15 protein-coding genes and 2 pseudogenes are annotated in these 18,173 nt (G+C 63.3%); 8 read left to right on the forward strand and 9 right to left on the reverse strand.

Annotated elements, in window-relative coordinates:
- Positions 1-21: 21 nt before the first annotated feature.
- The 3 genes from P73_RS12180 to P73_RS12190 all read right to left on the reverse strand — a co-directional run bounded on the left by P73_RS12180 (position 22) and on the right by P73_RS12190 (position 2,415).
- A complete protein-coding gene (locus tag P73_RS12180; RefSeq protein ID WP_082033218.1) occupies positions 22-1,224 on the reverse strand; it encodes a multidrug effflux MFS transporter in 1,203 nt (400 codons plus the stop codon).
- Positions 1,221-1,691 carry a MarR family winged helix-turn-helix transcriptional regulator gene (locus P73_RS12185; protein WP_043869763.1) on the reverse strand — a complete coding sequence of 157 codons (471 nt, stop codon included), beginning with the start codon at positions 1,689-1,691 and terminating at the stop codon, positions 1,221-1,223. The genes P73_RS12180 and P73_RS12185 overlap by 4 nt, the downstream gene beginning before the upstream one ends.
- Positions 1,692-1,845: 154 nt before the next feature.
- Positions 1,846-2,415, reverse strand: a complete 570-nt coding sequence (locus P73_RS12190; RefSeq protein ID WP_052453234.1) for a GntR family transcriptional regulator — start codon at positions 2,413-2,415, stop codon at positions 1,846-1,848.
- A 68-nt stretch (positions 2,416-2,483) separates the two neighbouring features.
- Here P73_RS12190 and P73_RS12195 point away from each other — a divergent pair, with 68 nt between their 5' ends.
- The gene (locus P73_RS12195) at positions 2,484-3,332 is read left to right on the forward strand and encodes an ABC transporter permease (protein ID WP_052453235.1); all 849 of its coding nucleotides are present in this window, start codon (positions 2,484-2,486) and stop codon (positions 3,330-3,332) included.
- Positions 3,333-3,365: 33 nt separating this feature from the next.
- Entirely contained in the window at positions 3,366-4,307 is a 942-nt protein-coding gene (locus P73_RS12200) for an ABC transporter substrate-binding protein (RefSeq protein WP_052453236.1), read from the forward strand.
- 429 nt (positions 4,308-4,736) lie between these two features.
- Here P73_RS12200 and P73_RS12210 read toward each other — a convergent pair whose 3' ends face one another.
- The 6 genes and pseudogenes from P73_RS12210 to P73_RS24985 all read right to left on the reverse strand — a co-directional run.
- Positions 4,737-6,338 (reverse strand): OpgD/OpgG family glucan biosynthesis protein, encoded by a 1,602-nt coding sequence (locus tag P73_RS12210; RefSeq protein WP_043869766.1) that lies wholly within the window; start codon positions 6,336-6,338, stop codon positions 4,737-4,739.
- 576 nt (positions 6,339-6,914) lie between these two features.
- Positions 6,915-7,094, reverse strand: a complete 180-nt coding sequence (locus P73_RS12215) for a hypothetical protein (protein WP_043869767.1) — start codon at positions 7,092-7,094, stop codon at positions 6,915-6,917.
- A gap of 734 nt (positions 7,095-7,828) precedes the next feature.
- Positions 7,829-9,172, reverse strand: coding sequence for a c-type cytochrome (locus tag P73_RS12220; protein WP_043869768.1), 1,344 nt, complete (start codon positions 9,170-9,172; stop codon positions 7,829-7,831).
- 12 nt (positions 9,173-9,184) lie between these two features.
- Positions 9,185-10,954, reverse strand: coding sequence for a GMC family oxidoreductase (locus P73_RS12225; protein WP_043869769.1), 1,770 nt, complete (start codon positions 10,952-10,954; stop codon positions 9,185-9,187).
- Between the two features lie 3 nt (positions 10,955-10,957).
- Positions 10,958-11,722: a gluconate 2-dehydrogenase subunit 3 family protein gene (locus P73_RS12230; protein ID WP_043869770.1), complete on the reverse strand. Its 765-nt coding sequence runs from the start codon at positions 11,720-11,722 to the stop codon at positions 10,958-10,960.
- 370 nt (positions 11,723-12,092) lie between these two features.
- Positions 12,093-12,712 (reverse strand): annotated as a pseudogene (locus tag P73_RS24985) (IS3 family transposase); the annotation flags it as partial.
- A 33-nt stretch (positions 12,713-12,745) separates the two neighbouring features.
- On the opposite strand from P73_RS24985, the gene P73_RS26120 reads away from it, so the two are divergent.
- The 6 genes and pseudogenes from P73_RS26120 to P73_RS12270 all read left to right on the forward strand — a co-directional run.
- A complete protein-coding gene (locus P73_RS26120) occupies positions 12,746-13,075 on the forward strand; it encodes an FHIPEP family type III secretion protein (protein WP_162484066.1) in 330 nt (109 codons plus the stop codon).
- A 522-nt stretch (positions 13,076-13,597) separates the two neighbouring features.
- A complete protein-coding gene (rfbC, locus tag P73_RS12245; RefSeq protein ID WP_043869773.1) occupies positions 13,598-14,161 on the forward strand; it encodes a dTDP-4-dehydrorhamnose 3,5-epimerase in 564 nt (187 codons plus the stop codon).
- Positions 14,158-15,207: a dTDP-glucose 4,6-dehydratase gene (gene rfbB / locus P73_RS12250; protein ID WP_043869774.1), complete on the forward strand. Its 1,050-nt coding sequence runs from the start codon at positions 14,158-14,160 to the stop codon at positions 15,205-15,207. The genes rfbC and rfbB overlap by 4 nt, the downstream gene beginning before the upstream one ends.
- Positions 15,204-16,055 carry a dTDP-4-dehydrorhamnose reductase gene (gene rfbD, locus P73_RS12255; RefSeq protein WP_043869775.1) on the forward strand — a complete coding sequence of 284 codons (852 nt, stop codon included), beginning with the start codon at positions 15,204-15,206 and terminating at the stop codon, positions 16,053-16,055. Before rfbB ends, rfbD begins: the two co-directional genes overlap by 4 nt.
- The gene (gene rfbA / locus P73_RS12260) at positions 16,052-16,927 is read left to right on the forward strand and encodes a glucose-1-phosphate thymidylyltransferase RfbA (RefSeq protein ID WP_043869776.1); all 876 of its coding nucleotides are present in this window, start codon (positions 16,052-16,054) and stop codon (positions 16,925-16,927) included. The genes rfbD and rfbA overlap by 4 nt, the downstream gene beginning before the upstream one ends.
- Before the next feature lie 121 nt (positions 16,928-17,048).
- Positions 17,049-18,124, forward strand: a pseudogene (locus P73_RS12270) (IS3 family transposase); the annotation flags it as partial.
- Between the last annotated feature and the right edge of the window lie 49 nt (positions 18,125-18,173).

Raw genomic sequence — 18,173 nt, forward strand, 5'->3', positions numbered from 1 at the left:
CGGCCCGCTCACGCGACCGCGTCAGTCGGGACTGCGTTGCGCGATCAGGAAGGAGAGCTGCGCGAGGAGGCCGGCGGCGGCGAGGACGAGGGCGGCGGACAGCGCGGGGTTGCCGCCGATGCCGCTGAGCGCGGCGCAAAGCGCGCCGATCACCATCTGCATGCAGCCGTAGAGCCCCGAGGCCGATCCCGTCGCGGCTGGATTGAGGTTCAGCGCCTCCGACAGCGCCATGGGCGAGGCGATCCCCGCGCCATAGCTGAACAGCAGCATCAGCAGGACGGTGAGCGCCACGCCCAGCCCGCCCGTCAGCACCACCAGCAGGAACAGCAGGGCGCCGAGACAGCTGATCAGGTTGCCGGTGACCATGAGCCGTCCGGTGCGGATCCGGCCGGCCAGCCGGTTGGCGGTCAGGCTGCCGAACCAGGCGCCGAGGATGTTGAAGGCGAGATAGGCCGCGATCTCGCCTTCCGGCCGGTGCAGCTGGTCGACGAAGATGAAGGGCGCCGCGCCGATATAGGCATAGAGCGCGGTCGTGGCGAAGCTGCCGCCGATGGCATAGCCCAGAAATCCGCGGGACCGCAGAAGCCGGAGGTAGTTGCCCATTACCACGCGCAGGTCCCGTCCCTCGGCCTCCGGGCCGCGCGGCAGCCGGCGCCAGACCAGCAGCAGGTTCGCCAGCCCCAGCAGGCACAGGAGGAGGAAGATCGAGCGCCAGCCGGTGACCGCCGACAGTCCCGCGCCGACCAGGGGGGAAATGCCGGGGCCGGTCATGACGATCAGGTTCATCAGCGAGAGCTTCTTGGCCGCCGCCTCGTGGCTGTTCCCGTCCCGCACCATCGCCCGGCCGAGGACCAGGCCGGAGCCGCCGCCGATCGCCTCGAAGAAACGGGCCGCGATCAGCAGTTCGATCGTGGGGGAGAGGAAGGCGACCAGCCCGGACAGGGCATAGATGAACATGCCCGCGACCAGCACCGGGCGGCGCCCGTAGCGGTCGGCGACGGGGCCGTAGACGATCTGCGCCAGCGCCAGGCCCACGATATAGGCGCTGAGCGTCATCTGCGCCCCGCCGGCGGTGGTCCCGAAGGCATCCACCACCCGCGGCAGGGCCGGCACGAAGATGTGGATGGCCATCGTGCCGCTGAGCGTGAGCAATGCCAGCAGCCAGAGCGGCGCCGGGGCGCGCGCGGAGGGGGCGGTTTCGGACGGGTGGAGGGGCATGGTCATCCGGGGCTTTCGTGGTCGGGCCGGTCGGCGTCCAGCCGGTCAAGCACATGTTGCAGGACCTCGCGGGCGATCCGGATCCGCTCCTCGTCGAGGCCGGAGAGGACTTCGGCCTCGAGGCTGCCCGAAATGGCCAGCGCCCGCGCCGCCAGCGCCGCGCCCGCCGGGGACAGGCTCAGCGCCTTGGCGCGCCCGTCGCGCGGGTCGGGCGTGCTGAGCACCAGGCCGTCCGCCTCGAGCCGGGCGATGACCCGGACCAGGGAGGAACTGTCCAGCGACAGGGCGGCGGCGAGATCCTTCTGCCGGACCGGCTCTCCGGCGCGGGCGAGCTGGACGAGCGGCGCAAGGCCGGCCTCGGTGACACGGACGCCTTGCAGGCGCAGATCGACCGCCCGCCGCCAGCGCCGGCTCGCCTGGCCGATCAGCCTGCCCAGGCGGGGCGGCTCACCCTGCGTCTCGTCTTTGGACATGAGGATTCCTGCTGTTGCGAAAGATAGATGACATACAAACTATTTTGCCGCAATGCACGAAACTGCAACCGGGCCATGCGCGGACGGAGGGGGCGAGGCGGGTCCGGCGCGCGCCGGGACGAGGGCGGCGGGACTTCGCCGCGCGGGAGCGCCTCTACAGTTCGATCCGGAAGCGATAGCGGTCGGCCCGGTAGGTGATGATCGCGAATTCGACCGGCAGCCGGGCCGGGGAATGCGCGGTCCGCTGCGCGATCAGCACCGGATCCTGCGGGGCGAGACCGAGGTCGCGGTGCAGGTCCGGGCCGGCCAGCCCGGCCTCGATGAATTCGACGCCGCCGGTGATCTCCGTCCCCGCATGTTCGCGCAGCCAGTCGTAGAGCGACCCGTGGGTCAGCTGTTCGGCGGTGGGCGGTGCGATCTCGGCAAAGATATCCGCGCGGATGTAGGAGCGGCTGATGCCGATGAGGCGGCCGTTCGTCTTCAGCAGCCGCTTGAGGAAGAAGGGCTTGTCGGCCGAGGGTGTGCCGAGGGCCTGGCTGGCCTCTCCGGGGGGCGTGACGAAGCCGCAGTCGAGCACCTCGTAGCTTGCCGTCAGCCCGCGCGCCTTCATGTCCTCGGAAAAGCCGCGGATCTGGTGCATCTGCGTGTCGACCTTGCGATCCAGGACGATGGTGCCATGACCGGCCTGCCGGCTCACCAGCCCCTCGGACACGAGCTGTTGCATCGCGGCCCGCGCAATTCGCCTCGGCCTACAACCTCCAGCAACTGACGATCAACGCGGCGATCATTCTCGTGCTGGCGATCGGGCAGACCTATGTGATCATCTCCAACGGCATCGACCTTTCCGTGGGGTCGGTCCTCGTCTTCTGCTCGGTCGTTTCCGCGCAGATCATGCTGGCGCTGTCGGGAGAACCGGGAACCACCTTCGGCACCACCTCGGCGGGCTGGGGCGTCATCCTCGCGGGAACGGTCGCGGCCATCCTGACGGGGATCGCCTGGGGCCTGCTGAACGGCTTCCTCGTGGCGGTGGCGAAGATCCCGGCGCTGATCGTGACGCTGGGCACGCTGGGCATGGCGCTCGGCGGGGCGCAGATCCTGTCGGGCGGCACGGATGTGCGCGCGATGCCGGAGCTTCTGGTGACGCATGTCGGTTCGGGCCGCTTCCTCGGCCTTCCGACCCTGGTGGCGATCGCGGCGCTGGTCGTCGTGGTCGCGGGCCTGGTGCTGCACCTGACGCGGTTCGGCCTGCATACCTATGCGCTGGGGTCGAACATGGAAGGCGCCCGGCGCAGCGGCATCAGTGTCGTCCGCCAGACCCTCGGGGTCTATGCCGTCTCCGGCGCCATGGCCGGTATCGCCGCGGTGATGGCCAACGCGCGTTTCGCCACCACGACGATCAACGGTCACGCGATGGACAACCTGACCACGATTTCGGCCGTCGTGCTCGGCGGCACCAGCCTCTTCGGCGGCGTCGGCAGCGTCTTTGGCACGGTGGTGGGCGTCTTCATTCCGATCATCCTGCTGAACGGCTTCGTCATCCTCGGAATCCCGCCCTTCTGGCAGACGGTTGCCATGGGGGCGGTCCTGATCCTCGCCGTCTGGATCGACCAGCTCAAACGACGGCTCCGCAAGCGCGGCTGACGCGCGTCCCCTCCCAACAGGAAAGGTAAGAACATGAAAAAGATGATCACGACCACGGCCCTGCTGGCCTTTGCCGGCCTCGGCGCGGCACAGGCGCAGGACGCAGGGTCGGTCGCCCTGGTGCTGGGCGTCAGCGGCTCTCCCTTCTATCAGGTGCTTCAGTGCGGGGCGATGGCGCGCGCCGAAGAGCTTGGCCTCGATCTGACCGTGTCCGCGGGCGATCAGTTCGCCGCCGACAGCCAGATCCCGGTGGTGAACGCGGTGACGGCCGCGGGCCCGGACGTGGCCGCCATCGTGCCGACCGACATGCAGGCTCTGGTGCAGCCGATGCGGGAGCTGTCGGAGCGCGGGACCCGAGTCATCACCGTGGATCAGACCATCGCGGACAACAGCTTCGTGGAGACCGAGGTGCTGACGGACAACGAAGCCGGCGGCGGGATGGCCGCGGAGATCATGGCCGAGATCCTCGGCGGCGAGGGAAAGGTCCTGATCATCACCCAGCCGCCGGGGTCGCTGGCGCAGGATGCGCGCACGCGCGGCTTCGAGGACAAGATCGCGGAATATGAGGGCATCACCTATATCGGTGCACAGTACCAGTCCGACGATCCGCAGAAGGCGGCGGAGATCGTGACCTCGACCCTGTCGGCGCATCCCGATCTCGCGGGGATCTTTTCGACCAACGATCAGGGGGCGATCGGCGCGATCACCGGCCTGCGCCAGGCGGGCGCGGTGGGCCGCGTGAAGATGGTGGCCTATGATGCCGCCTCCGCCGAGGTCGCGGCCCTGAAGAACGGTGCGATCCAGGCGCTGATCGCCCAGAACCCCAAGCAGGAAGGGCAAGCGGCCATGGATGCCGCGCTGGCGCTGATCAACGGCGAGACGCTCGAGAAGACGACGATGACCGAACTCGTCGTCATCCGCGAGGACGAGCCGGACAAGGCCGACCAATACGAATACATCGCCGACTGCATGTGACCGGCGGTGTCGCGAAAACGGCCGGCCGCGCGGAGCCCCCGCGCGGCCGTTTCCGGGCGGCGGGCAGGGCGGGGCCGGCCTGTCGCGACACATCGTCAGGCAACCGCCGATCTCATCTATGACCTCGGAGCAGACCGTTTTCTGGCGCCGGGTGCGCGCGAGGAGCGTTTCGATGAGCCCACGGTCCACCTGATGCGGGACCTGTTCCCCACGTCGCCCGAACGCCGTTCTCCCGGATCATCCGGTGACCAGGAGGGCCGGCCGGAGCGGTGGGCCGAGATCTGGGACAGGTTCGTCGACCATATGGACGACGCGGGGTCCGGGATGGGGGAATTCCGCCCTTTCCGGTGGAGCCCGACGACTGACACGGCTTGAACCGTCCCCGACGCGGCACGCCACGACCGGCGGCGCCGGTCGCATCGACGGGCGTCAGGCGTGCGAGTCCAGAAGGCTCCGCAGTTGCGAGGGGAAAAGCTGCATCAGCCAGGTCTCGGTCCGTGCCTGTCCCTCCACCTCGACATACATGCGAAGGTCGATGGGCTCGTCGTCCTCCTCCGGGATCTCCGAGAAATCGAGATCGAAGATGGCGCGCCAGTAGCTCTCGCCCACGACGGGATAGGCCACAAGGCTCCCGGTGCTCCCGCGCGAGGTCGATACCACGGGCAGGATCGACGGATCGCGGTCGAGGCCCTCGAAACCGGTGTTCTCGAAATCGCACACGATCTTGACGATGCCCGGCGGTCTGGGCTGGCCGGGAATGCCGCCCGCACCGATGCGCGTCGCGATGAAACGCGCGGCATTCGGCGGCACGGGGGCGTCCTCGAACCAGGTCAGCCGATAGCTGAAACTGTGCTCGCGATCCTGCCCGCCGGGGGTCCACATCGCGACGATATTGTCGTGGATCTCGTCATCGGTGGACAGCTCGATCAGGGTCACGGCCCCGTCTCCCCAGTCCTCCTTCGGTTCGACCCAGACGGAGGCGCGTTTCTCGTAGAAAACGCCGTCGTCCTGATATTCCTCGAATGCCCGCTCGCGCTGCATCAGCCCGAATCCCTTTACTCCCGGCGCGGAGAACTCGGAGGCCATGGTCCGCGGCGGATTGTTGAGGGGGCGCCAGATCCGTTCGCCGTTGGCGGCGTGAATTTCCAGCCCGTCGCTGTCATGCACCTCCGGGCGCCAGTCCGGCGCCACATGGGCATTGGGCTTGCCGAACCAGTACATCGAAGTGAGCGGCGCGAGGCCAAGCCGCTCCACATCCGCGCGCAGGAAGACATGCGCCTCCACATCCTGTGCGACGCCTTCCTCGCCTCGGGCGGAGTAGATCCTGTAGGCCCCGGTCGCGCGCGGGCTTTCCAGAAGCGCATAGGCCGTCAGATCGCCATCCTCGCCCTGGTCGAGCCAGAAGCGGGTAAACCGCGGAAACTCCTCCGGTCCGCCCGCGATCGCCGTGTCCAGCGCCAGGCCGCGCACCGACATCCCGAACTGGCCGGAATAACCAGACGTCCGCCAGTAGGAGGCGCCGAGGAAGGCCATCCAGTCGTCGCCATCCGGCCGGTCCTGAACGCGGAAGCCTGCGAAGCCTTCCGTCCGTGTGAGCTGGTTGGCGGGGTTGTCGCCGGGGATGTCGAAGAATTCCTTCGAAAAGACCACCTCCCGCGCCATGCCGTCCTGTAGCGCATAGACATGCACCGGCTCGCGGAAATACCGCCCCGGAAAGAAGAACTGCACCGGCGAGGCCCCGTCTTCGTTCCACAGCGTGCGGTCTTTGCGGAACGCGATCTGGTTGTGACGGTCATAGTCGACCTGATCGAGAACATCGCCATCGGCGACACGCATCGGCACGAACTCCTCGCGCGCCAGGGACTGCGCGGTCTCGCGCAGCTGTGCGAAGGAGAACGGCTCGGCAGGCCCGAGCCCGGAGGATCCGGTGCTTCCCTTCTGCGCGCGGGCCAGCTCAGGCAGGAGAAAGAATGCGCCGGCGCCCACGGCGGAGGCAAGCATTCTGCGGCGGGAGAGTGCGATGTCAGACATGTCGTCCCTGTTGTCCCAGTTCGTTTCAGGCACAATCTGATCACCTGTTGCCAAAGGGTAAATCCCTTGAGGATGCAGCGGCAGAAGATCGCCTATAAGGGCCTATAAAGGAGGAGATGCAGGCGCCGATGAGCGCAATTTCCCTGCAAACCCGGAGGATCGGGTGCCGGGCGGGCCGATTTTCAGAACCGCAAGAGGGGGAGTGCGGACAGGTTCGGACATCTGCCGCAACGGGGCGATGCGGTGCAGACGCCAGATCCGACAGACCCGGAGGTCTCGGAATCTGATCATCTATCGACAGGTCTGCGGGCGGTCATGCAGACCGGTCGCAACTGGTGGAAGGAAAGCATGATTTACCCGCTCACAAGCAAAATGGAGCGGCTGACATGAAAGGCGGGACGTGGTGGCTGAGCTGGAAGAGGAACAGACGGCCGGGTGATCGACCGCCCTTGCAGGGAGCTACCTGGACCATCACCGGTCTCGCGTGCCTGCACTGCAAATATAGATCAAAGTCCGAAATCAAGGAAGGGGTCGATATCAAGACCCTACAGGGGATGAGAGCGCCGGACATGAGATTCAGGATTTGCTTGAGCTTATGGCGCGCATGATGCGGTCCGTCGATGAAGCGGTTGGCGACAGGCTTACCGGATCGACCGGCGTGGGAAGATCGGCGGCACCGGGATTGGAGCGCCTGTATTTGCGCCCGTGCCAGCCGATGCCGATGCGCCGGCCCCAGAGCGGATAGATCTCCTTCATCCAAACTCCCTTGATCCCGCGCAGGACACTGAGATCGCGGTGGGGCAGGGTATACATGTGAAGACCGGGTGGCCGCGATCAGGTTTCGCCATACGGTGTTCAGTCGGCGCTGCTGCGAAGGGCCAACGCCCCCCGAATTCTCCGGAAACGTATTGGAGTGAATTTTCCATTTGCCCGTGTGTCGTGATCAGACGGGGAGAATGATGTTCCGGGAAGCGGTGTGGCTCATCCTGGACCTTGTGCTTGCTGGCGGGTTTGGCCCAAAGGGGGGGACGCATCCTGCGGCAGGCGCGCGGCTATCGATCTGCCGCCACCGCGTGGCTGTAGCGCTCTCGCCCCAGGCTGCCATTTCCAGCCCCCCACTCGACCCGCTCTGCGTTACCGGAAACGGGAACAAGATCTCGGGCGAACAGGACATAGCCAGCCTCACGTCCGTATCAACTGTGAGCCGTCGCCACGGCTACATGGCGGACCTCATCAACTGCTTTCGCGCGCTACCGGGATCGAGTGAGGACCCGGACCGATTGAGTGCAGCGGTTGCCGCCACAAAGTCTTCGGTCACATCGCAAGGACAGGGTGTCCGGCCATGACGCAGATTGTCGCGCACGAAGGTATCGACATATGTGCGCCGGAAGATCCGTCAGTCCAAGGTACCCTTCCCCAGCTGTTTCCCTGCTTGCCGCGCAGGGGCCATCACGGGCCGCGTCATGGCAGCGGCCCATGATACGGGGATGTCAGCTGTCCTCGCCGGAGCGCAGGTCCGCGACGGTGCCTGCATCGACAGATCCCGAGGCATCGTTGCTCCAGGCGCTGCGCAAGAAGGAGGCGAGGGTGGCCACCTCCGCGTCCGAGAGCCGGTCGGCGAAGCCCGGCATGCGCAGGGCGTAGGGGCGCTTTTCGGTTGAGGGAAGGGCGCCGCCTTCGAGGATCATCGAGATGAGGCCGGTGGGCTCGCCCGCCTGAACGATCGAGCTGCCGTCGAGCTCGGGGAAGACCTCGTCCGCACCCTTGCCGTCGACGAAATGGCAGGCCCCGCAATTGTCGAGGTACAGGCGCGCACCTTCGGGCATGTTCGGATCTGCAGACGCAAGCATCCGTTCGGTCTCGGTCGCGGGGGCGTCCGCGAGGCGCTCGGCAAGGCCGCCCGAGGGCGGGTCCTGCGCTGTGGCCCCGCCATTGCCGTCAAGGCTAACGAGGTAGCGTGATACCGCTATGAGGTCGTCCTCCGTAAAGTATTGCGTACTGTCCTCGACCACCAGCAGCATCTCGCCGTTGATCGCGGCATGGGCGTTGCGCCCGGTGCCGAGGATCTGTGCCACCTCCTCGGCGGTCCAGCCGGCGATGGCGCTGTCCTCGCCGCGCAGGGCGGGGGCGGTCCAGCCCGCGACGACGCCGCCGGCCAGGAAGCCGGGGTCGTCCGCGGTGTACCCCTCCTGCACGAAGAGCATGTTGCGCGGGCTGTGGCAGGCTCCGCAATGGCCCGGACCTTCGACGAGGTAGGCACCGCGCCGCAACGGGTCGTCCGATGTCGCGCCCGAGGCAAAGCCGACCTCTGGCATCGCGACCCATTTCCACGCCCGTAGACCCCAGCGCTGGTCGAAGGGGAAGGGCAGGTCATTGGCGGCAACCTCGTTGCGCACCGGGTCCAGTTCCTCGATGAAGTAATGGTACAGACCGGCGATGTCGGTCTCGGTGAGTCCCCGGTAGTTGGTGTAGGGCATCGCCGGATAGAGGTGGTGCCCCTCGTCGTCGAGCCCGTCGACCAGCGCCCCGCGGAACTCGGCAAGGGTCCAGCCACCGATGCCGGTCTCGGGGTCCGGGGTGATGTTGGCCGAGTGGAGTGTGCCCACCGGGCTTTCAATGGGCCGCCCGCCGGCAAAGGGCGCGCCGCCCTCGGCGGTATGGCAGGCAGCGCAATCGGCGAGGCGCATCGCGTATTCGCCGTGGTCCTTGGGCTCCGGGCCACCGGAGGCCACCTGCTGCGGGGCGCTGCGCGAGACCGGCCAGAAGATGAATGCCGCCAGGGCGACAAGGCCGACGATCACCAGCGCGGCGAGGGTGCGGAGGAAAGTCTTCATGATGGCATCTCCTCAGACCAGGGGCCGCGGGTTCGGCAGGTAATCGTTGATGATGGCGTCGGTGGTCCAGTAGGCCAGCGCACCCACCGCGCCGGTCGGGTTGTACTGGATGTTCTGCGGGAAGGCGGAGGCCCCGAGCACGAAGACATTGTGCTGCCCCCAGGCCTGCTGGAAGCGGTTGATCGACGAGGTCTGTGGGTTCTCGCCCATGATCGCGCCGCCGACGTTGTGCGTCGTTTGGTAGGGGCGCACGTCGTAGATGGCACCGTCCTCCTTGTAGCTCGACTGCCAGCTGTCGGGCTCCATGGCCTCGACGATCTCTTCGATGCGCTGGCGCATGAACTGAGTCATGCGGATGTCGTTGTCCTTCCAGTCGAAGGTCAGGCGCAGCAGGGGCCGCCCGTGCGGGTCGGTGTAGGTCGGATCGAGATCGAGATAGCAGTCGCGGTAGGACATGTTCGATCCGTGAGAGCCGAGCGAGGTGGAATGGCCGTAATGCGTCCCCACCGCCTGTTTCCAGTCCGCGCCCCAGCTAGGTGTGCCCTCGGGCACCGCGATACCCCGGATCGGCTGGCCGTTGGAATGGCCGCAGGTCATGTAGCTGCCGCCGATGAAGCCCTCGGCGGCGTAGTCGATCTGCTCCATGCCGAAATCGTTGATCGACATGCCCGACGAGCCGGCCGCCACGAAGGGATTGAACTGGCGGTCTTCGAAGAACATCGTGGTGCCGCCGTTCATCTGGTAGCTGTAGTTCTTGCCGGTGGTGCCGGTGCCGCTGCGCGGATCGTAGGGCTCGCCGATGCCCGACAACAGCATCAGGTGGACGTTGTGGATCGAGTAGGCGGCGAGGATCACGATGTCGGCGGGCTGCGTCACCTCTTCCTCGGCCTCGGCATCCCAGTAGGTGACGCCGGTGGCGGTCTGCCCGTCCTCGGCCAAAGTCACGCGCAGCACCTCGGAGTTCACGCGGTAGTTGAAATTCTCATACCGCTTCAGCGCGTCCAGAATGCAGGTCTGCGGCGAGGATTTCGAGTAATTCAGGCATCCGTAGCGGGCGCAGAATCCGCAGTAGTTGCAGGGGCCGAGCTGCATTCCGTACTCGTTCACATGCGGAGCCGAGGCATTGGCGGCCGGGCGCGGGAAGGGGTGGTAGCCCATCTGCCGCGCGACTTCGGCGAAATGCAGGCCGTCGGGCTGCTGTGCCAGCGGCGGCAGGGGATAGCCGCGCGAGCGGCTGGACTCGAACGGGTTGCCTCCCTCGAGCGTCTCGCCGTTCACAACGCCGGCCTGTCCCGAGATCCCGGCCATGTATTCGAAGCGGTCGTAGTAGGGCTCCAATTCCTCGGCGGTGATGCCCCAGTCCTGGATCGTCATGTTCTCCGGGATGACGTCTGCGCCGAAACTCTCCTCCACGTAGGAGCGCAGGCGATATTCCTGTGCCTGCGGACGCCAGGTCTGGCCGTTCCAGTGGATGCCCGCGCCTCCGACGCCGTCACCGGGCAGGAAGGATCCGAGCCGGCGATAGGGCAGCGCCTCCTCGTCCAGGCTGCGGCGGATGGTCAGCGTCGACTGCTTCGGCCGCTGCATGTAGCCGTAACGGATGCCGAAGCGCAGCTCGTCGATGACCTCGGGATACTTGAAGTCGGGCACTGTGGAGCGGTCCGGCCCGCGTTCCAGCGCGAGGATGTTGAGCCCTTCCTTTGCCAGTTCGATCCCGGCTATGGCGCCGGTCCAGCCGAGGCCGACGATGACCACATCGCGTTTGGTGTCGGTTCTTGCCATGGGTCAGGCCCTTTCGCCGGAGATGGAGACGGGGCCGAGCGGGTAGTCTTCCTCGCGTCCGACCCATTCGGCATAGCTGCCCCGCGCACCGGGGAAGCCGATGTAGCTCCAGGCGGCCATGCCCGCGTTGCCGCCGTACATCGGATCGGCGAAATAGCCTTCCTTGGTGTTCTGCACGAGTAGCGCGAAGAACTCCTTGAGCTCCGGGGCAAGGCCGAAGGCGGTGCTTCCGCCCGTGTTCATCGCGCCGCCGCCGCTGTCCTCGGCCATGTCTTGTGTGCTGCCGCTGGTCGACGGGCTTTCCTCGAGCGCGCTCAGCACCTCGTCCTGCTGTGTCGGGTCGAGATCGGCGAAGACGCTGCCGTATTCGTCGGTGCAGGCGGTATCGATGGCCTCGATGGCTCCCCGGTAGATCTCGGCTGGCGTGAGCGGGCTTTGCGGGCCGAGCGTGTCGGGTGCATCAGGCCTGAAGGGGCCTTCCATGTAGAGATCCGCCGCGTTGCCGAAATCCCCGGCCAGTTGCAGGTCGATGAAGACCGGCACCCGCGTCTCGATCGCGCCTGGCCCGTCGCCGTCCGAGGGGATGATCCGCGCCGTGGCGGCCATGACGAAGGCCCATTCGGCGGCATTCAGGTACTCGGGGCTGTACTGCTCCAGCGGCGGCACGTCCTGCGCGTGGGCGCGCGCACCGAGGGCAAACGCCGATGCTGCGGCAGTGCCGCCGAGAAACCTCCGGCGAGTGGTATTTAGATAGGTTGGATGGCTCATCGCGTCTGCCTCTCCCAAGGGGTTGGCAAGCACGGCGCAAGGGGTGCATCACCCCGAGGCCGACGCTTGCAAGCGAATGCTCTCTTGCGTGCTTATTGACCCTAGGGTGGTATCGATGGGTATCAAATACATTCAAATTTGCGAACCTGTCGCCCGCCGAAACACCGGGCGGGCAGGATCAGTCAGATGCGAGTGCGCGACCGGCAAGCGCGCTGATCTCCTGAAATTCCTCGGCGATGCCAAGCGGCAGAACGGCCACGCCGGTGGGCAGGATAGCCGGGTCTTCTTGGCCATCCCTGAGGGTCTTGCGGTCTTTGATCCAGGGGATCAGTGAACCGCCCCAGGTTTGCCGGAGGATGATTACGGTTAGTTACGCGGCCATGTCTTCAGTTTCCAGCGCTGCGTGGAAGTTGGCCTCTGCCTCGGCTGGCGGGATGTTCCCGACGGGCTCGAGGAGACGGCGGTTGTTGAACCGGTCCACCCATTCCAGTGTCGCGTATTCGACTGCCTCGAAGCTGCGCCATGGGCCGCGGCGATGGATGACCTCCGCCTTGAACAGGCCGTTGATGGTTTCGGCCAACGCATTGTCGTAGCTGTCGCCAACGCTGCCGACCGAAGGTTCGATGCCGGCTTCGCCCAGCCTCTCGGTGTAGCGAATGGACGGATATTACGAGCCGCGGTCGCTGTGATGAACCAACCCCATGGCCTTTGTCGGCCTTCGGTCATGGACCGCCTGCTTCAGTGCATCCAGAACGAAACCTGTCTGCGCTGACGTGCTGGCGCGCCAGCCGACGATCTTGCGGACATAGGCATCGATGACGAAGGCGACATAGATGAACCCCTTCCAGGTCGCGACGCAGGTGAAATCGCTGATCCAGAGCATGTTGGGCGCCGGCACGCGAGCTCGCGGTTCACCTTGTCCAGCGGGCATGGGGCCTTCTTGTCTGGGATCGTCGTCCTGTGCGGCTTGCCGCGGATGATGCCTTGGATGACCGAAGCCGTCAAGAATAGAGAGGTGGCGGCATGAACCACGATCAGTCCCGCGCAACGGCAAATCTGCGAGACCATCTGCGAAAAACGCTGCGCGACCGAGATGCGTTCCATGGCAAACCGACGCAACGGCTTGCTGCACAGATCGCAGCGCAGTTGATCGACCAAGAGCGCCAGTTGCCTTGGGCGCTATGCCAAACCATAGAGCAAATCGACATTCTGCGCAGCCGCCTGCCGCAGCAAATGTGTGAACCGCCTAATGTTGTAGAGTTGTTGCAGAGCCTACCCAAAACGACGAAGGCCGCCCTGAGAGTCGGCCTTTATCGTGTTGTAATCTCTAGGAGATTTTGGCTCCGGCGGTAGGGATCGGAGCTGTTTTCTCACGGTGGTTATAAGTTATTGAATTTAAGTTGTTTTGTTGTGAACTTGCGATGGCGGACTTCATGATTTGTGAGACATTTGTGAGACGGAGGTGAAACCGTTCTCACGATGTTCCTTCCAGACATTAGGAGCGTTTTATTGTTAGGTCGAGATAAAAAATGTGGTGTGCTGTAGGGCTGCTGTGCTGCGTGTTTTAAACGTTCGAATTCTCGAATGATCCGTATGTGCCACGATTACGAGGCGGTTCAGACAGCACAAAAGGCCGCGCGCGGCTCCAGGCACATTTCTCTTGGGATCATATTCTGGGTACGTATGAATAGGAGCTCTTGGAGCAAAGACACAAAGCTTGAGCTATACGCTTGTTGTCTCAGCCAGAATGAAACATGGTTGTTACGCTCGCTTTTTATCCTCGCCTTAAAACCGCAAAGTTGCTTGTCTATTCGCATCATACGTTGTGTAAACACTCGATACGTGGACCACGCCGTAGTATTATAAGGTTACAATATGATGAGCACAAAGATATCGCTTTCGGGCGTTTACCTTATTACTCCGCCACGTTTTGGCGATCATCGGGGCTTTTTTTCGGAGAGCTGGAACAAAAAGAAACTGACAGAGGCAGGTCTCGACCTGCCGGAATTCGTACAAGACAATCATTCGCTCTCGCGCGAGGTTGGAACTGTTCGGGGCCTGCACTTCCAAAGTCCGCCGCATGCGCAGGGCAAGCTTGTGCGCTGTGGTAGAGGACGGATTTTCGATGTTGCGGTTGATGCCCGCGAAGGGTCCTCAACTTATGGACAGTGGGTTGGAGAAGAGCTGTCCTTTGAGAATGGCAAACAGCTTTGGATCCCGGCAGGGTTCTTGCATGGTTTCATGACGCTGGAGCCTGACAGCGAGATTATTTACAAATGTACCGATTATTACGCGCCGGAGTGCGACGGGGCGGTAAAATGGGACAGCTGCGGCATCGACTGGCCGCTTGATGGGATCTCGCCAGTGATCTCGGAAAAGGATGAGAAAGCGCAGGCTTTTGCAGACTTCGAGACGCCTTTTACGAAGGACAACGCATGAAGATTTTGGTGACGGGTGGAGCAGGGTTCATTGGCTCTGCCGTGGTGCGGCTTGCGGTGTCTCGCGGGCATGAGGTGGTGAATTGCGATGCGCTGACCTATGCGGCCTGCCTCGACAATGTGGCCTCTGTGGCTGACAGCCCGCTGTATGCGTTCGAACAGGTGGATATCCGTGATCGGGCTGGATTAGACACTGTTTTTGCGCGTCACAAACCCGATGCGGTGATGCATCTGGCCGCCGAAAGCCATGTGGATCGCTCGATTGATGGGCCGGGCGATTTCATCGAGACGAACATCACCGGCACATTCAATATGCTGGAAGCAGCGCGCAAATGCTGGGGCGAGGCGGACAAGCCGGAGGCGTTTCGCTTCCATCACATTTCCACCGACGAGGTGTTCGGCTCGCTACCTAACGATCCAGCGATCCAGTTCACCGAAGACACGCCCTACGACCCGCGCTCGCCCTATTCGGCGTCGAAAGCCAGCTCGGACCATCTGGTGCGCGCCTGGCATGAGACCTATGGCTTGCCGGTGGTTCTGACCAACTGTTCCAACAATTATGGCCCCTTCCATTTCCCCGAAAAACTGATCCCGGTGATTATCCTCAACGCGCTGGCGGGGAAAGCCCTGCCGATTTACGGCGACGGGTCCAATATTCGCGACTGGCTTTATGTCGAGGATCACGCCGACGCGCTTTTGCTGGTGGTCGAGAAAGGAGAACTGGGGCGGAGCTACAATATTGGCGGCGAGAACGAGCGCACGAACCTTGAACTGGTCAAAACTCTCTGCGCCATTCTCGATGAAAAGAGACCCAAATCCAGCGGAAGTTACGCCGATCAGATCACCTTTGTGACGGATCGTCCGGGTCATGATGCACGCTATGCGATCGACCCGTCCCGGATCCGTGACGAGCTTGGTTGGCGGCCTTCGGTAACGGTCGAAGAGGGGCTGGCGCAAACCGTTGTGTGGTATCTCGACAACGAGGATTGGTGGCGTGCCCTGCAGCAACGCCACGGGGTCGGGGAACGGTTGGGGGTCAAGGGATGATCCTCGTCTTTGGCAAAACCGGTCAGGTGGCCACGGAATTACAAACGCTTCTGCCTGAGGCGACCTTCCTCGGGCGCGACGAGGCGGATTTAACCGATCCGCTGCTCTGTGGCCGAAAAATCCGGGAGATCAAACCGGAGGCCGTGATTAATGCGGCAGCTTACACGGCGGTGGACAAAGCCGAAGGTGACCCACTGGTCGCCACACTCGTCAATGCAGCAGCACCGACCGAGATGGCGGAGACCTGCGCCGATCTGGGCATTCCTTTTGTGCATATTTCCACCGATTACGTCTTCGACGGGGAAGGGGAGGCACCGTTTTTCCCGGATCATCCCACGGGCCCTCTGGGCGTCTATGGTGAAACCAAGATTGAGGGCGAGAACGGCGTGCGCGAGGCGGGCGGGCCTTTTGCGATCCTGCGCACCTCCTGGGTGTTCTCGGCCCATGGCGGCAACTTTGTGAAGACCATGCTGCGGCTTGCCGAGACTCGTGACAAGTTGACGGTCGTGGCCGACCAGGTCGGCGGCCCGACGCCCGCGCGCGACATCGCGAAAGCCTGTGTCTCGATCGCGGACCAGCTCAAAACAGATCCGAACAGGGCGGGCACTTATCATTTCTCCGGCGCGCCTGATGTAAGCTGGGCCGATTTTGCGCGCGAGATTTTCGCTCAGGCGGGCAAGGTAATGGGGGTCGAGGATATCCCGACCTCGGCCTATCCGACCTCTGTAGCACGTCCGGGCAACAGCCGGATGAATTGCGAGACGACCAAAGCAGTCTTTGGCATAGATCGCCCGGATTGGAAGACGGGACTGGCTGAAGTTCTTAAAAAGTTGGAGAAGACATTATGACCGACCGCAAAGGCATCATCCTCGCCGGTGGCTCGGGTACGCGGCTCTATCCGTTGACCATGGCGGTGTCGAAACAGCTCATGCCGATCTACGACAAGCCTATGATTTACTATCCTCTCTCCGTGCTGATGCTTTCGGGCATTCGCGAGATCGCGATGATCACCACGCCGCAGGATCAGGATCAGTTCAAACGCCTTCTGGGCGATGGTTCGCAATGGGGCCTGAGCCTTACCTACATTACTCAACCTTCGCCCGATGGCTTGGCGCAGGCCTACCTTCTCGCCGAAGACTTCCTAGATGGTGCGCCCTCCGCGATGGTTCTGGGCGACAATATTTTCTTTGGTCATGGCTTGCCGGAAATGCTTGCTGAGGCCGATGCCAAAGAGGTGGGCGGGACGGTGTTCGGCTATCATGTGGCCGACCCCGAACGTTACGGTGTTGTGAAATTCGATTGCGAGGGTACGGTCGAAGAGATCATCGAGAAGCCCGAAGTGCCGCCGTCGAATTACGCGGTCACCGGGCTTTATTTCCTCGATGGCGATGCGCCGCGCAGGGCAAAAGAAGTCCGGCCTTCACCGCGCGGCGAGTTGGAAATCGTGACACTGCTTGAAAGCTATCTTGCCGATGGCACACTGTCGGTGGAGCGGATGGGGCGTGGCTACGCCTGGCTCGACACCGGCACGCATGGCTCGCTTCTGGATGCTGGCAACTTCGTGCGTACGCTCTCGATGAGGCAGGGCATGCAATCGGGTTGTCCCGAAGAAATTGCATATCAAAGGGGCTGGATCGATACCGATAAAATGCGTGAGCATGCAGAAACGTTCAAGAAAACGGAATATGGCAGGTATCTCGCGAATCTGTTGAAAGACTAAGGTAAGGTGAGCTACCCCCCGAAAATCGGACACTGACGTAAGCAACGATTTGTTGTCTGCTGATCTTCGACGAGAAGGAGAATGAGACCTTGTCCGCCATTGGTCCGAGGACAATGGTCGAATGATGTCGAAACGGAAGCAGCATTCGCCTGAGTTCAAGGCGAAGGTGGCGCTTGAAGCGCTGAAGGGTGAGCAGACGGTGGCCGAGCTGGCGAGCCGGTTCGGGGTTCATCCGACGATGATCCACACATGGAATCGGGCGTTGCTGGAAGGTGCGTCTGGCGTGTTCGAGCGCGGCGGCAGGAAAAACCCCGAGATCGACGAAGAGCAGGTGAAAGAATTGCACGCCAAGATCGGGGAGCTGGCTGTGGCCAACGGTACGGGGGCTTACGCGGCCCCACTGGGGCCACGGTCCCCCTTAACTTTGTCACGAAAGCTCAAACCGTGGACCGGCAAGTGAGGCGCGACATGATTGAGCCGAACAATTCCATTTTGTCCATTGGGCAGCAATGCAGGTTGCTGTCGATCTCGCGCTCGTCATTCTATTACAAGCCTAAGGGCGAGACCGAGCAGAACCTTGGCCTGATGAGGCGGATCGATGAGCAGTTTCTGGAGACGCCGTTCTTCGGTGTCCGCCAGATGACGTGGCACCTGCGCAACGACGGCCATTTGGTGAACGAGAAACGGATACGGCGGCTGATGCGCCTGATGGGGCTGATGCCGATCTACCAAAAGCCCAACACCAGCAGGCCAGCAAAAGGGCACAAGACCTATCCCTATCTGCTGAGAGGTCTGCGGGTGGAGCGTCCGAACCAAGTTTGGTGCTCGGATATTACCTATCTGCCCATGCGCCGAGGGTTCCTGTATCTGGTCGCCATTATGGATTGGCACACCCGTAAGGTGCTGGCTTGGCGCATCTCGAATACGCTGGAGGCGGACTTCTGCGTTGAGGCACTGAACGAGGCCATTCACAAGTTTGGTCCGCCGGAGATCATGAATACTGATCAAGGATCTCAGTTCACATCTTTTGCCTGGACGGATCGACTGCGCCGGACCGGCGTCCGCATTTCGATGGATGGCAAGGGCCGCTTCCTCGATAATATCTTCATCGAGCGGTTGTGGCGAACCCTGAAATACGAGTGCGCCTACCTGCATGCCTGGGAGACCGGCTCGGAAGCGAAGGCAGGCATCCGGAAATAGATGACCTTCTACAACAACCAACGCCCACACTCTGGACCTGTCCCGT

The organism is Celeribacter indicus (genome assembly GCF_000819565.1).
Classification (GTDB): Bacteria; Pseudomonadota; Alphaproteobacteria; order Rhodobacterales; family Rhodobacteraceae; genus Celeribacter; species Celeribacter indicus.